The sequence below is a fragment of the Streptomyces sp. M41(2017) genome (assembly GCF_002078175.1).
GTDB lineage: Bacteria > Actinomycetota > Actinomycetes > Streptomycetales > Streptomycetaceae > Streptomyces.
In genome coordinates, this window is sequence record NZ_MWFK01000001.1 from 5,191,486 (window position 1) to 5,205,708 (window position 14,223).

Below are 14,223 nucleotides of genomic sequence, written 5' to 3' on the forward strand. Positions count from 1 at the left end.
GGACCCACTTCTTGGACAGGTGTCCAATATAGCTGGACACCTGTCCAAGAAGCTACCGTGTCGTGGGCGTCAGGCGTCCGGGGCCGCGTACACCCGTTCCCCGCCGACGTAGGTGAGCGCCACCCCGGTGTCCTTGATCGCCTCCGGGGGTCCGGCGAAGGGGTCGCGGTCCAGGACGACGAGGTCCGCGAGCGCGCCCGGCCGCACGACGCCGGTGTCGTCGAGGTGGTTCACGTACGCCGTCCCCGCGGTGTAGGCCGTCAACGCGGCGGCGAGACCGAGGCGTTCGTCCGGCAGGAACACCGGGCCGGGCTCGTCGGGGCTCACCCGGTTCACCGCGACGTGGACGCCCTGGAGCGGATCGGGGCTGCTGACCGGCCAGTCGCTGCCCGCCGCGAGGCGCGCGCCGGAGCGCAGCAGCGCTCCGAACGGGTACTGCCAGGCGGCCCGTTCGGGGCCGAGGAAGGGGATGGTGAGCTCGTCCATCTGCGGTTCGTGCGCGGCCCACAGCGGCTGGATGTTCGCCGTGGCGCCGAGGTGCGCGAACCGGGCCACATCGTCGGGGTGGACGACCTGGAGGTGCGCCAGATGGGGGCGGGTGTCGCTCGGGCCGTTCGCCTTGCGGGCCGCCTCCACCGCGTCCAGGGCGTGCCGCACGGCCCCGTCGCCCAGTGCGTGGAAGTGGCACTGGAAGCCGAGCGCGTCCAACTCGCTGACGTAGGAGGGGAGATGAGCCGGGTCGATGAAGCTCTTGCCCCGGTTGGCCGTGGCGCAGCCACACGTGTCGAGGTAGGGGTCGATGAGTGAGGCGGTGCCGTTCTCGGCGACCCCGTCCAGCATCAGCTTGACGCTGGTCGCGCGGAACCGGCCGTGCTGCAACGCGGCCCGCCGTTCGACGAGTTCGGGGATCTGCTCGGCGCCCCGCGCCCGGTCCCACCACAGCGCACCGACCACGCGCGCGGTGAGGGAGCCGTCGCGTGCCGCCGTCATGTACGCCTCGGACGGGTCCTCCATGCCGAGGAAGGTGCCGACGATCGCGTCCTGCCAGGCGGTGATGCCGAGCGCGTGCAGATGCCGCTGGGCGTGCAGCAGGGCGGCGAGCCGGTCGGCGGCCGTGGCCGGGGGAGTGAGCCGGCCGACGTACTGCATGGCTCCTTCCTGGAGCATGCCGGTGGGTTCGCCCGACGCGTCCCGCTCGAACCGCCCGTCGGCGGGATCCGGTGTGTCGCGGTCGACCCCCGCCAGCTCCAGCGCGCGGCTGTTGACCCAGGCCCCGTGATGGTCCCGGTTGGGCAGGTACACGGGCCGGTCCGGTACGACCGCGTCCAGCAGCTCCTTCGTCGGTGTGCCGCCGGCGAAGGCCTCCATGGACCAGCCGCCGCCCAGGATCCACTCCCGTCCGGGGTGGGCGTCGGCGTACGCCCGGACGGCGGCGACGGTGTCCTCGGCCGTCTTCGCGCCGGTCAGGTCGCACTGGGCCAGTTCCAGGCCGGCCGGGACCGGATGGACGTGCGCGTCCTGGAACCCGGGCAGCAGGAGCCGCCCGGCCAGGTCGACGACCTCGGTGTCCGGACCTCTCAGGTCGAGGACCTCGGAGGCGCCGACGGCGGTGATCCGGTCGCCGGTGACCGCGACAGTGGTCGCGGCGGGGCCCTCGGGCGTGAACACCGGGCCGCCGGTGAGGATGAGGTCAGCGTGCATGCTCTTCTGTTCCTTAGTTGGGGGTGGCGAGGAGCTGGGGCGCGTCGGCGTCGGTGCCCCGTCCGGTGGTGAAGTAGGGGGACTTGCGGACCCACTTGGCCCACGCGGCGGCGGCGAAACCGGAGACGACCATGACGGTCGGCGTCAGCAGCAGGAACCAGCCGTTGTCCGCGCTCACCTCGAAGTGGTCGGTCGAGGTGTAGAAGGACCAGGCCAGATAGCCGCCGAGCCCGAGCAGCGCGCAGGCGCTCAGCGCCGGGAGGACGACCGCGCGGACGCCCACCCGCCAGTCCTCCCGGAGCAGCCCGCGGAAACGGACGGCGGCCGCCAGGGCGGTGAGGGCGTAGGAGAGCGCGACGACGATCCCGACCGCGTTGACCGTCGCCATGATCATGTCGGCGAGCCGGGGGATCACCAGGGCGAGTCCCGCCACGACGACGGCCAGCGCGCCGATCAGCAGCGTTCCGGTCGCCGGGGTGCCGTACCGGGTGCTCACCCGGGACCACACGGGCCCGAGCGTACGGTCGCGGCTCATCGCGAACATCCCGCGCGCCGTCGGGATCACGCCCGCCTGGAGCGAGGCGACCGCCGAGAACATCAGGGCGACCAGGGGCAGCGCGGCCAGCGGCTGATCGGCGAGCCGGTTCCCCAGGAAGGCCAGTCCCTCCGCACCGTGCCCGGCCAGCTCGTCCTCGGACAGCACCCGTTGGAAGGCCACCGAGCCGAGCAGGAACAGCCCCAGCATGGTCACCAGCGTGATCGTCCCGGCCCGGGAGGCGTCCCGCGGATCGCGCACCTCCTCGTTCACCGTGAAGGCCGCCTCGAAGCCCCAGTAACAGAACACCGACAGCAGCAGTCCCTGCGCCAGCGCCGTCGTCGAGGGGATCTGGAAGGGGTCGAACCAGCTCAGGCTGAAGGGGTGCGGGCCGGTCACGATGCCGTAGCCGCAGAAGCCGAGGAGCACCACGTACTCGAAGACCAGCAGCCCGCTCTGCAGCCGCGCCGCCGTCTTCACCCCGGTCACCGCCGTGAGGGTGACGGCGACGAGGACCAGGATGCCCACGGCCGTCGTCTGGGCCGTCGAGCCCGGATCGAGCGTCAGGCCCGCCACCTTGTGCACGCCCGCCTCACCGGCGAGCTGGATCATCGCCGAACCGGTCACCGCCGTGGTGTAGGCGAGGAACGCGACCGTGGCGACGATGCTCACCCAGCCGACCAGGAACCCCAGCCAGGGGCTGAGCGAACGCCCCACCCACACGTAGCCGTTGCCCGCGTTCGGCTCCACCTTGTTCAGCCGGGAGTAGGCGCCCGCGATCCCGAGGATCGGCAGGAAGGCCAGCAGCATGATCGCCGGCAGATGAAGCCCGACCACCCCGGCCGTCACCCCCAGCCCGATGCCGATGCTCGTCGTCGCCGCGGTGCTGGACGCGGCGATGGCGACGCCGTCCGCCACACCGAGGGTCCTGCGCAAGGACGGGGGATCCACACCGTACGGCTTCTGCGTCATGGCCTGCTCCGATCGCACCCGGGGCCTGATTCCGGCCCGATGACCGGAAATGAAACTGCGCGGGGCCTTAACAGGTCAACGCTGTTGTCATAAGGTGCCGGGACCGGAGGGAGAACGCCATGACGTCCGCGAACGACCGTGTCGTCCCCGCCGCCGCCCGGCGGCGCAGACGCCCCACCAAGACAGGCGTGGTCCTCTCCGAGGAACTGATCGTCCAGACCGCGCTGCGGCTGCTCAGGGAGCACGGCGCCGACGCGCTCACCGTCCGCCGCCTCGGGCTGGCCCTGGGCGCCGACCCGAGCGCCCTGTACCGCTACTTCCGTGACACCGACGACCTGCTCCTCGCCATCGCCGACGAGCTGATCGGACGTACGCTGCGCGACTGGCGGGCCACCGGTGCCTGGCGCGCCGACCTGCGCGATCTCGGCCTGCGCATCCACGCCGGAGCCCTCGCCCATCCACAGGCCGCGGTGCTCAGCTCCTACCGGGTGACCGGCCGCGTCCACGAGATCGAGGCGGTGGAGACGATCATCGGAGTGCTGCGCGGCGCCGGCTTCCCCGATCCCGACGCCGTACGGATCTACCACGCGTTCGTCGACCAGGCCTTGGCGTTCGCCGCCCTCGACGCCGCGAGCGTCGCCCTGCCCCGCGCCGCACGCGAGGCGGAGGCCGGTGTCTGGCGGGCGCTGTACGCGCGGCTGCCCGCCGACAGCCACCCGAACATCGCCGCGACCGCCCACCACCTGGTGCGCGACATGGGGCGCAGCGCCTACCCGAGCGCCCTCGACCTGCTGCTGAGCGCCGCCGCGGCCCGGCTCACCGAGGTCGGGGCCGGCCCGGGGGCGTCCGGAGGGGGATCACGGCCTCCCGGCGCGTCACACTGAGGGCCGCTCCACCGTCATCGAGGCAGACCGACGCGCGCGCCCTTCCGCGGGCGCGTCGCCCCCGCACGCCGACCAGGAGGCAGTCCCCAGATGAACGCGCCCGCCCGCACCCCCAAGCAGCGCAAGCAGGACACGCTCGCCCGGCTGGAGTCCGACGTCGACACCTGGGTGTCCACCGCCGACGGCACCGGCGGCACGCCCTACCTCGTCCCCCTGTCCTACCGCTGGGACGGGACGACCCTGCTGCTGGCGACCCTCGCAGGCAGCCCCACCGGGCTCAACCTGCGGTCGAGCGGCACCGTGCGGCTCGGTATCGGGCCGACCCGCGACGTCGTCATGATCGACGGCACCGTGGAGACCCTGGAGGCCGACGAGCTGCCGGACGGGGCGGGGGACGCCTTCGCGGCGGGGACCGGCTTCGACCCCCGCGAACTCACCGCGCACTACCAGTACTTCCGGGTCACACCGCAGCGGGTGCAGGCCTGGCGCGAGGCGAACGAGATCGCCGGACGCGACCTCATGCGCGACGGTGAGTGGCTCGTGGCCGACTGAATCGGCCGGACGGGGTAACCCGGGACGACAGGGCAGTGGCGGCCGGACGCCGGCCGTCGTCCCGGAACCCTACGGAGGACACATGGCACTCGTCACGGCAGCGGTCGTGGTGCTGGACTGCGCCGAGCCCGAGAAGCTCGCCGCGTTCTACAAGGAGATGCTGGGCGCGGAGGAGACGGACGCGAGCGGCAACCGCGTCGAGATCAAGGGCGCCGACGGCATGCGGATGGCCTTCCGACGGGACGTGACCGCCACCCCGCCGAGCTGGCCGCGCCCCGAGAACTCGTTCCAGGCCCACATCGACTTCCACGTCGAGGATCTCGACGCGGCGGAGCGCCAGGTGATCGGCCTCGGCGGGCGCCCGCTGGAGACCAAGGACATGGCGGGACCGTACGAGGAGCGCGGATACGCGGACCCGTCCGGGCACTCCTTCACGCTGCGGTGCGTCCGTTCCACCGCGCCCAAGCAGGGCTGATCCGGCGGGCCCCGCCACGGTGGACGGGGCCCGCCGGACCGGTTCGGTCGCGCCGGTTCAGTCGCGGCCGCCGCTCTTGGCGGTGGAGGGCCACACGCCCGTCGAACGCTCGATGGCCTTCGCGCCCGACCGGTCCACCGCGCTGCGCACGACGGCGAAGATCGCACCCTGGATGGCGGCCGCGAGGAGTACCTCGCCCCAGCCGCGGTCGCGGTCGAGGGCGTCGGGCGCGTTCTCCTCGTGCCGGATGGCCATCCAGGTCTTCTGGAAGGCGAGCCCGGCCAGGGAGCCTCCGGCCCAGCTCAGCGCGAAGCCGACGGGCTTGTAGGCCAGGGACAGCTTCTGCTTCTTCTGCTTCTTGGACACTGGGGCTCCTTCTCGCTCTCGGTGCAGAGGCGGCCGTGGGCGTACACCGCCCCGTCCGACGCGGTACGAGTGCCCGAAGTATGCCCACCGATTCCCTCCGTCCGCATGGTTGAGGAGCGGGGGCAGGGGAAACCGGCCGGGGTGACCAGTGAAGACACGAAGGAACAGCCGGAGACCACCCCAGCCGACACGGGCGAGAGCGAGGGCGAAGACAAGGGCAGGAGCAGCGGATCCGACAGCAGTACGCGGGTCACCGTGTTCGTGGCGCTGGGCGCCAACCTGGTGATCGCCGTGGCCAAGGCCGTCGGCGGCCTGCTCTCGGGTTCGCCCGCGCTGCTGTCCGAGGCCGCGCACTCCGTGGCGGACAGCCTCAACGAGGTCTTCCTGCTCGCCGCGCTCCGCCGCAGCAAGCGCCCCGCCGACCGCAAGCACCCCTTCGGCTACGGCAAGGAACGGTTCTTCTGGTCCCTTCTCGCGGCCGTCGGCATCTTCGTCATGGGTGGCTGCTTCTCCTTCTTCCAGGGCTTCGAAGCCCTGCGCAACGGCGCCGAGGAGTCCTTCAGCGGCTACATGGTCGGCATCGCGGTCCTCGTCGTCTCGCTGCTCGCCGAGGGTGCCTCCCTGCTGCGGGCCCTCCTTCAGGTGCGCCGCCAGGGCGGTGCGGCGGGGATGAAGGACCCGGCCCTGCGCACCGTCGTCGCCGAGGACGGCACCGCGGTGCTCGGCGTCACCCTCGCGATCATCGGCATGGTGCTGCACATGGTCACCGGCCAGGTCGTCTGGGAGGCGTCGGCCTCGTTCGCCATCGGTCTGCTGCTCGTGTTCGTCGCCTTCTGGCTCGGCCGGGACGCCCGTGACCAGCTGATCGGGCGGGCCGTCGACGAGGAGGAGAGCGACCGGATCCGTGAGCTGCTGACGGCGCAGCCCGAGATCGACAGTGTCGAGACGCTGCTGACCATGGAGCTGGGTCTCGACTCGACGCTGGTGGCCGCACGGATCGACCTCGTGCCGGGACTCGACAGCGAGGAGGTCGAGGACGTCGCCGTCCGCATCAAGCGTTCCGTCGCGCGCACCTTCCCGGCGGCCGACCAGATCTTCCTCGACGTGACCGACGCGAAGACCGCGCGGGCTGCCGCACGGCGCGGCGAGACCGGGGTGAGCGACTGGGGGCACGTCGACGACACGGCAGCGGAAAGCCCCGCCGCGACGGGGGAGCGCGGCGGGGCCTGACGGCCGGGTGCCCGGTGCCCGCGGGTTCATGCGCACCCGTTCCCGCGGCCGTCCCCACCGGGCGACCCCCACACGCGTGGCCCGGGCCGGCATCGTCGCCGGCCCGGGCCACGGACGTGTGTGCGGGCGGACGCCGGTCAGCCGGTCGGCTCCAGCACGAAGACGGGGATCTCCCGGTCGGTCTTCTTCTGGTAGTCGGTGTACGGGGGGTACGCGGCGACCGCGCGCTCCCACCACTGGGCCTTCTCGTCGCCGGTGATCTCCCGCGCCGTGTACTCCTTGCGGACGGCTCCGTCCTGGAGCTCCACGTGCGGGTCGGACTTGATGTTGAAGTACCAGACCGGGTGCTTGGGGGCTCCACCGAGCGAGGCGACCACCGCGTAGCGTCCGTCGTTCTCGACGCGCATCAGCGGGGTCTTGCGGATCTTCCCGCTCTTGGCTCCGCGTGTCGTGAGGATGATGACGGGCAGGCCGGTGTCCGCCAGCGTCGTCCCCTTGGTCCCGCCGGACCCCTCGTACAACTCCACCTGGTCCCGCACCCACTGGGTCGGGCTGGGTTCGTACTCGCCCTCGAGTGGCATGACTTCCGTCCCATCGTCGCGTCGGACTGGTCGTGTCTCGGCACGATTCAACACCAGAGCGGACGCGAATCTTCCGCACCGGCGGCCCGAGTTGCGGCTCGCGTCGGTGTCCGCCCTGCCGGGGGCGGACACCGCGCGTCCGACGCCTGCGGGCCGGGCCGGCGACCGCGTTCAGCCCCAGGTCGCTCCCGCGGGCTCCTTGATGGTCGCGTTGAGACGGTTGAAGAAGTTGGTCGTGGCGATCCACAGGATCAGCGCGGCCACCTGCTGCTCGTCGTAGTGGTCGGCCACCTCGTCCCACAGTTCGTCGGGGACCGCGTCCCCGCCGCGGTCGTTCAGCCGCGTCATCTCCTCGGCCAGGGCCAGCGCGGCCCGCTCGGCGTCCGAGTAGTACGGCGCCTCGCGCCACGCCGCGACCGACCACAGCCGCTCGTCCGTCAGGCCGGCCTTCCGGCCGCCCCTGCCGCCCGCGTCGACACAGGCGCTGCACCCGTTGATCTGACTGGCCCGCAGATGGACGAGTTCCAGGGTCTGCTGGGGGACACCGCCCTTGTTCGTCGCCTTGTACAGCCCCTGGATCGCCTCCATGGCGCCGGGAAGGATCATCGCCGGGTTCTTCATCCGTGCCTGCATCGCGCTCTCCTCGACCGTTCGCGGCGCCCGTCGCGCCGTCATCGCACTGACGGATCCCGGCGCGGACTTGTGACAGGTGAAGGGACCACGTCACGGCGCCACGAACACGCGCACCGCGAGCAGCATGATCACGACACTCGACAGCAGCCCCGTGAGCAGCCGTCCGCGGTGACCGGTCAGGGCGCGGCCCAGCAGGGCGCCGCCCCCGGCGAGGAAGAGCTGCCAGCCGGCGGAGGCGGCGAACGCGGCGAGCACGAACACCCCCTGCTCCAGCGGACGGACGGCCTCGGCGGTCCGGCTGCCGAGTACCAGCGCGGCGAAGTAGACGACCGTGGTGGGGTTGAGCAGGGTGATGCCCAGCAGGGCCAGATAGGCGCGGGCCGGACGCGGTGGATCCTGCACGGAGCGAGTGGTGAGCCGGCGCCCGCGGTACTGCCGCAGCGCGCCGACCGCGCCCCGGACCGCCAGGACCGCGAGGACCAGGGCCGAGGCCCAGCGCAGCGGCACCAGGACCGGCTGGAGGGCGGCGGCGAGTGCCGTACCGCCGAGCGTGGCGACGAGGGCGTACAGGCCGTCGGCCGTGGCGACACCGAGCGCCGCGCAGGCACCGGTCCGCAGGGTCGTCCGGGCGGTGAGGGAGACGAGGTAGGTCGAGACCGCTCCGACGGGCACGGCGATGCCGTAGCCCGCGAGGAGGCCCGCGACCAGCGCGGCGGTCACGACGCGGAACGGTCGGGCCTCCGGGGGCGGCCGGGCTGCTGCTGGACCCGCACCGGACGAACGGCGGCGGAGGTCGGCGGCAGGAAGGCTTCGATCGTGGACATGGGCTGATGTTCGGGGCACCGGATCTGCCCACGCAACCGAATTTCGGAAGGTGTGTCGAGGTGCGGATCAGGCCATGGACGCGGCGCAGGGAAAAGGGCGTGCCCCGCAATCCCGCGGAAAACCGGAATGCGTCCCGCCGCACTTCGGCCAGATCGGGCGAACGGCGCATCTGGCCGAACTTCGCGTGGCCACATAGATGCCTGGGGCATCTAATGAAGATCGGTAAGAGGGAACCATCGCTTGCGAGGTCACTCATGACAGAAGCCCCCCTGACCCACCGACCCCCCACGTCACAGGCCCCCGCGTCGCAGCACGCCGACCCGGTCGCGTTTCCGCAGGACCGCACGTGCCCGTACCACCCGCCCACCGGCTACCGGCAGCTGCGCGAGGAACGCCCTCTCTCGCGGATCTCCCTGTTCGACGGGCGCGCGGTGTGGGTGGTCACCGGTCATGCCGCCGCCCGGGACCTCCTCTCCGACCAGCGGCTGTCCTCGGACCGTACGCGGCCCGCCTTCCCGGCGACCACCGAGCGGCTGGCGGCCTCCCGCGACCGCCGGGTCGCGCTGCTCGGCGTCGACGATCCCGAACACCACGTCCAGCGCCGCATGCTGGTGCCGAGTTTCACGCTCCGGCGGATCGGTGCCCTGCGCCCCCGTATCCAGGAGACCGTGGACCGGCTACTGGACCGGATGGCCGAACAGGGGCCGCCCGCCGAGCTGGTGAACGACTTCGCGCTGCCCGTGCCCTCCACGGTGATCTGCGCGCTCCTCGGAGTCCCGTACGCCGACCACGACTTCTTCGAGGCGCAGTCCCGCCGGCTGCTGCGCGGTCCCGGCGGAGCGGACGTCGACGCCGCCCGGAGTGAGCTGGACGACTACTTCGGCTCGTTGATCGACCGCAAGCAGGCGGACCCCGGGGACGGGCTGCTCGACGAACTCATCCACGACCGGATGCGGGAGGGGAAGGTCGACCGGCAGGAGCTGATCCGGCTCGCGACCATCCTGCTCGTGGCCGGGCACGAGACGACGGCCAACATGATCTCGCTGGGCACCTTCACGCTGCTCAGGCACCCGGAACAGCTCGCCGAACTGCGCGCCGACCCGGGGCTGATGCCCGCCGCGGTCGAGGAACTGCTGCGGTTCCTGTCCATCGCGGACGGCCTGCTGCGGGTCGCGACCGAGGACATCGAGGTGGCCGGCACGACGATCCGCGCCGACGACGGCGTGGTCTTCTCCACCTCCGTCATCAACCGTGACGCCGGGACCTTCCCCGACCCCGACGACCTGGACTGGCACCGTCCGGCCCGGCACCATGTCGCGTTCGGCTTCGGCATCCACCAGTGCCTCGGACAGAACCTGGCCCGGGCCGAGATGGAGATCGCGCTGCTGTCGCTCTTCGACCGTTTCCCCGGTCTGCGGCTGGCGACCCCCGCCGACACCGTCCCCTTCAAGCCCGGGGACACGATCCAGGGGATGCTCGAACTCCCCGTGACCTGGTAACGGAGGGCCGGATGAGCGTCGACATCGCCATCGACAAGGACGTCTGCATCGGTGCGGGTCAGTGCGCCCTCGCCGCGCCACGGGTCTTCACCCAGGACGACGACGGGTTCAGCGAACTGCTGCCGGGCGGCACGGACGGCGGGGGCGACCCGATGGTCCGGGAGGCCGCCCGGGCCTGCCCCGTCGCCGCCATCACCGTCAAGGAGGCCTGAGGGCAGCCTCGTCGGCGACGGGCCGACGGGCCGACGGGCCGACGGGCCGACGGGCCGACGAGCCGACGGGCCGATGGGCCCACGGGCATCGAGGCCGGGCCGCGCCGCGCCGGGCCGGGCGCGGCCCGGCCGGCGGACGGCCACCGGCCGCGGGCTCCGGGACAGGGCCCGAGGGAGACCGGTGGGGCACACGTCGGTGTTCCCCTTAGTGTTCCCCGTGTGAGTGAACCGACCGAGAAGCCCTTCCTCTACGTCGTGGTCTGCGCGGCGGGCGTCGCCGAGGACATCGACACGCTGATCACCGCGGCCCAGCGGCGGAACTGGGAGGTCGGCGTCATCGCCACTCCCCAGGGTCTCGGTTTCTTCGACGCGGCCGCCGTCGAGGCGCGGACCGGCCGCCCGCTCCGCTCCGCCTGGCGAACCCCCGGCGAGCCGCGCCCCTTCCCCGCCCCGGACGCGGTGGCCGTCGCGCCCGCCACCTTCAACACCGTCAACAAGTGGGCGGCCGGCATATCGGACACACTCGCCCTCGGAACACTGAACGAGGCGTACGGACTCGGTGTCCCGATCGCCGTACTGCCGTGCGTGAACGAGGCGTTGGCGGTCCACCCCGCCTACCGCGCGAGCGTCGAACGGCTGACCGGGATGGGCGTGCGCTTCGGCGACCCGTACGCCGGCGAGGACCAACGAGGCGGCGGGCTGGGGGACTTCCGGTGGGAGCGGGTCCTTGACCTGCTCGGCGGCCCGGAGGGAGAGGACGGGCGCGCCTGACGGTCAGGGCCGCCGGAACACGGTGATCGAGTGCCCGACGTCGTCGATCCGACGGCTGCCGGCCAGGAGCGCCTTCAGCCGGGCGTCGGCCTTGGCGATCGCCGAGTCGGACACGGCGAGCAGTCCGTGCACCCGCCCCGGCGGCACCGTGCGCGGATCGGCCGCGTCGATCCGGTACGCGGCGGGCACACCGGCACCCTTGTACACGAGCCACACCCTCTCGTGCGGATGGTCCTCGCGGAGCCGGTCCGCCAGGCGCCCGAGGTCCTGGCCCCAGTCGACGTTCGAGTCGTGCAGCCGCAGCCGGGTCTCGGCCGGCCCGCCGAACGCCTCGTTGGAGTAGGGCAGGTAGTACGGGTACGCCAGCGAGGAGCTGACCGCGACGGACAGGACGAGCGCCGCCGCGCCGATCCCCGCCCAGCGCCGCCGCACGACGATGGCACAGCCCGCCACGACCGCGAGGAACACCGGCACGAACAGCGCGTAGCGCACGCCGAGATCACGGGAGCCGGTCATCGCCGCGGCCAGCAGCACCACGGGGGGAAGCAGGAGGTACGGGACGGCGGGCCGCAGACGCCGCACGGCCGTCAGGGCGGCGGTGCCGGCCGCCCACAGGGCGGCCATGCCGAGCGGGGTCTTCACCAGCAGCGCGGCCGGCAGGTAGTACCAGAGGGAACCCCGGTAGAGCCGGCCGAAGAGGAAGCCCTGCCAGACCGTGTTCTCGAAGCCGAACTGGATCCGCATGCCGTCCCGGTAGGGCTGGGGCAGGGGCAGCAGGTCGACGGCCGTCGCGCGCAGTCCGTGCACGGCGGGCAGGTCCGGGGGTGCCGTCCAGTGCAGCCGGGGATCGACCGCGAGATAGGCCGCCCAGACCGTGGTGACGGCCACCAGAGCCATCCCGGCCGCCGCCACCGCACCGCTCCCGAGCAGCCGGAGGGCGCCACCGGCGCGGTGGGGCACCGCACCGACCGACGGTGGCGGCCCGGCCTCCACCGGCTCGGCGCCTCGCGGCACGAGGGGACGGGCGGGCGGCCGCTTGCCCACGTCCTCGCCCCCCACGTCCTCGCCCTCCTCGTCGCCTCGTGCCGCGACGCCGGTGCCGGAGAGCCGGGGCGCGGCCCTTCCGCCGTCGCGCGGTGCGGCGTCGGGGGCCGGGCGGCCCGCGTGCCGTACGGACAGGACCGCGAGGAGCAGCAGCACCGGGACCGCCGGCAGCGTGCTCATCTTCGTGGCGAGGGCCGCGCCGAGGGCCACACCGGCGAGCGGCACGTACAGCCGGGGCCGCCGCCGGGCCCGCCACACCAGCCAGACCGACGTCAGCAGGAACCCGGACGCGGGGACGTCCAGTGTGGCCAGGGAGCCGTGGGCGATCACGTCCGGTGAGAACGCGTACAGCGCGAGCGCCGTCAACGCCCCGAGCCGGCCGACGAGTTCACGGGTGAACGCGAGGACGACCAGACCGAACGACAGCGTCAGGACGATCACCGGCAGCCGCGCCCACAGCATCACCCGCCACGGGTCGTTGCCGGACTCGTACAGCAGATGCCGGCCCAGCTCCGTCTGGTCGCCCCGGAACGCGGGGTCGAGGTGCGGACGGGCGAACAGCATGCCGCCGCCGATGATCAGTTTCCCCAGCGGCGGATGCTCCGGGTTGTAGCGCAGGCTGTGCTGCTGGACGTAGACCACGGCCGTGCCCGCGTAGACGGGTTCGTCGATCGTCGGCGTCTGCTCCACGGCCGAGGTCACCATCGCGACCGTCATCTGCGCCAGCAGCAGGAACACGGCCACCGCGAACAGCGCCCGACGGTGCCGCCGCAGGCCTCCCCACCGCCCGGTGGCGGACGTCGCGTCGCCGCCCACCGGCACGCGGCCGTCGTGCCTGCTGGCCATGAAAGTCGGCATGCCCCTTGGTACGTGCGCGACTCCCCGGCCTGCTCACCCGCCGCCACCCGAATTCGTCGGGGAGTTCCCGCACGGACGGGGCGGCGGCGGGCCCGCTCAGATCGGCGAGGCCGGATCGCGCGGCGTCACCGCCAGCGCCCTGCGCAGGGCGGACCGCCAGGCGAAGGCCACGGCCAGCTCCACCAGGCCGATCAGGATCATCCACAGGCCGAGCAGCCGGGTCAGGGCGCGCGCCGACTCGGTCGGCAGGGCGAGGACCACGATGCCCGCGATGACACCGATCGCAGCCGCGCACAGCACGAACCCGCGGTGCGGCAGATCCCTGGCGGCCAGGGCGGTGTACGCGGTGAGCACACCGGAGACCAGCCAGACGATGCCGATGATCACGGACAGCGCGGCGATGGTCTGCAAGGGATTGCGCAGGCACAGGACCCCGGCGAGCACGTACAGCACCGCGATCAGCAGGCCGGCGATGCGGTCGCCCTGCTCCCGGTGGCCGAAGACCGACACGAAGCGGAAGCCGCCGATCACCAGCAGATAGAGACCGAGGAGAACGGCCAGCACATGCAGCGTCTCCTCGGGCCAGACCAGGACCAGAACGCCGGGGATCAGGGTCGCGAGCGCCGAGCCGAGGAGCCAGGTCCACGAGGCCCCCACTCCGGCAAGCAGCTCCGCCGGGTCACCCGGGGACGCCGAAGCCGTGCCGCCGGGCCCCGACTCCGACCCGGTGTGCGGCGTCGGACCACGCGATTCCGTCATGGCTCCTCCTCACGCGGCCGAGCGGAGCACCGCCGGACCGCCGACGGGACGGCGGGTGGGTTCCCGCACTCCAGCGTCCCGTCCGCCACCCGTCGGCGGGTCACCCCCGACGGGTGATCCTCCTGGTCACTCGGGCAGTTGGCGCATCTCCACGACGCGCAGCCCCAGCGACCGGCAACGGGCCAGCAGCCCGTACAGGTGCGCCTCGTCGACGACGGGACCGAACAGGATCGTCTGTCCGGAGACCACCACGTGCTCCATCTCCGGGAACGACTCGGCGAGCGTCTCCGACAGATGGCCCTCGACGCGGATCTCGTAACGCATGC

The 14,223-nt window shown here is 72.6% G+C and carries 16 protein-coding genes; 7 read left to right on the forward strand and 9 right to left on the reverse strand.

What is annotated here, in order from left to right:
• Window positions 1-69 precede the first annotated feature (69 nt).
• Together B0675_RS22670 and B0675_RS22675 are read right to left on the reverse strand one after the other, a co-directional pair.
• Entirely contained in the window at window positions 70-1,701 is a 1,632-nt protein-coding gene (locus B0675_RS22670; protein ID WP_081220645.1) for an amidohydrolase, read from the reverse strand.
• Between the two features lie 13 nt (window positions 1,702-1,714).
• A complete protein-coding gene (locus B0675_RS22675; RefSeq protein ID WP_081220646.1) occupies window positions 1,715-3,208 on the reverse strand; it encodes an APC family permease in 1,494 nt (497 codons plus the stop codon).
• Between the two features lie 119 nt (window positions 3,209-3,327).
• On the opposite strand from B0675_RS22675, the gene B0675_RS22680 reads away from it, so the two are divergent.
• The 3 genes from B0675_RS22680 (at window position 3,328) to B0675_RS22690 (ending at window position 5,119) form a co-directional block, all read left to right on the forward strand.
• Entirely contained in the window at window positions 3,328-4,092 is a 765-nt protein-coding gene (locus tag B0675_RS22680; RefSeq protein WP_081220647.1) for a TetR/AcrR family transcriptional regulator, read from the forward strand.
• Between the two features lie 90 nt (window positions 4,093-4,182).
• The gene (locus B0675_RS22685; protein WP_081220648.1) at window positions 4,183-4,644 is read left to right on the forward strand and encodes a pyridoxamine 5'-phosphate oxidase family protein; all 462 of its coding nucleotides are present in this window, start codon (window positions 4,183-4,185) and stop codon (window positions 4,642-4,644) included.
• Window positions 4,645-4,726: 82 nt separating this feature from the next.
• Entirely contained in the window at window positions 4,727-5,119 is a 393-nt protein-coding gene (locus tag B0675_RS22690) for a VOC family protein (protein WP_081220649.1), read from the forward strand.
• A gap of 57 nt (window positions 5,120-5,176) precedes the next feature.
• On the opposite strand, the gene B0675_RS22695 is transcribed toward B0675_RS22690, so the two are convergent.
• Complete coding sequence (locus B0675_RS22695) at window positions 5,177-5,485, reverse strand: DUF4235 domain-containing protein (protein WP_081220650.1); 309 nt, start codon at window positions 5,483-5,485, stop codon at window positions 5,177-5,179.
• A gap of 255 nt (window positions 5,486-5,740) precedes the next feature.
• On the opposite strand from B0675_RS22695, the gene B0675_RS22700 reads away from it, so the two are divergent.
• On the forward strand, window positions 5,741-6,715 hold the full coding sequence (locus B0675_RS22700) for a cation diffusion facilitator family transporter (RefSeq protein WP_081221949.1): 975 nt from the start codon (window positions 5,741-5,743) through the stop codon (window positions 6,713-6,715).
• 137 nt (window positions 6,716-6,852) lie between these two features.
• Here B0675_RS22700 and B0675_RS22705 read toward each other — a convergent pair whose 3' ends face one another.
• The 3 genes from B0675_RS22705 to B0675_RS22715 all read right to left on the reverse strand — a co-directional run bounded on the left by B0675_RS22705 (window position 6,853) and on the right by B0675_RS22715 (window position 8,649).
• Complete coding sequence (locus tag B0675_RS22705; protein WP_081220651.1) at window positions 6,853-7,296, reverse strand: nitroreductase family deazaflavin-dependent oxidoreductase; 444 nt, start codon at window positions 7,294-7,296, stop codon at window positions 6,853-6,855.
• Window positions 7,297-7,467: 171 nt separating this feature from the next.
• Window positions 7,468-7,929 carry a carboxymuconolactone decarboxylase family protein gene (locus B0675_RS22710; protein WP_081220652.1) on the reverse strand — a complete coding sequence of 154 codons (462 nt, stop codon included), beginning with the start codon at window positions 7,927-7,929 and terminating at the stop codon, window positions 7,468-7,470.
• A 90-nt stretch (window positions 7,930-8,019) separates the two neighbouring features.
• Window positions 8,020-8,649 (reverse strand): LysE family transporter, encoded by a 630-nt coding sequence (locus B0675_RS22715; protein WP_081220653.1) that lies wholly within the window; start codon window positions 8,647-8,649, stop codon window positions 8,020-8,022.
• 359 nt (window positions 8,650-9,008) lie between these two features.
• Here B0675_RS22715 and B0675_RS22720 point away from each other — a divergent pair, with 359 nt between their 5' ends.
• From B0675_RS22720 to B0675_RS22730, 3 genes are all read left to right on the forward strand, one after another.
• Window positions 9,009-10,253, forward strand: coding sequence for a cytochrome P450 (locus tag B0675_RS22720; protein ID WP_081220654.1), 1,245 nt, complete (start codon window positions 9,009-9,011; stop codon window positions 10,251-10,253).
• A gap of 11 nt (window positions 10,254-10,264) precedes the next feature.
• Window positions 10,265-10,465 carry a ferredoxin gene (locus B0675_RS22725; protein WP_081220655.1) on the forward strand — a complete coding sequence of 67 codons (201 nt, stop codon included), beginning with the start codon at window positions 10,265-10,267 and terminating at the stop codon, window positions 10,463-10,465.
• A gap of 219 nt (window positions 10,466-10,684) precedes the next feature.
• Window positions 10,685-11,236, forward strand: a complete 552-nt coding sequence (locus B0675_RS22730; protein WP_081220656.1) for a flavoprotein — start codon at window positions 10,685-10,687, stop codon at window positions 11,234-11,236.
• A gap of 3 nt (window positions 11,237-11,239) precedes the next feature.
• On the opposite strand, the gene B0675_RS42035 is transcribed toward B0675_RS22730, so the two are convergent.
• The 3 genes from B0675_RS42035 to B0675_RS22750 all read right to left on the reverse strand — a co-directional run bounded on the left by B0675_RS42035 (window position 11,240) and on the right by B0675_RS22750 (window position 14,221).
• Entirely contained in the window at window positions 11,240-12,997 is a 1,758-nt protein-coding gene (locus B0675_RS42035; RefSeq protein ID WP_241539973.1) for a phospholipid carrier-dependent glycosyltransferase, read from the reverse strand.
• 237 nt (window positions 12,998-13,234) lie between these two features.
• Window positions 13,235-13,897 carry a DUF308 domain-containing protein gene (locus B0675_RS22745; protein ID WP_081220657.1) on the reverse strand — a complete coding sequence of 221 codons (663 nt, stop codon included), beginning with the start codon at window positions 13,895-13,897 and terminating at the stop codon, window positions 13,235-13,237.
• A gap of 126 nt (window positions 13,898-14,023) precedes the next feature.
• Entirely contained in the window at window positions 14,024-14,221 is a 198-nt protein-coding gene (locus B0675_RS22750) for a hypothetical protein (protein ID WP_081220658.1), read from the reverse strand.
• Between the last annotated feature and the right edge of the window lie 2 nt (window positions 14,222-14,223).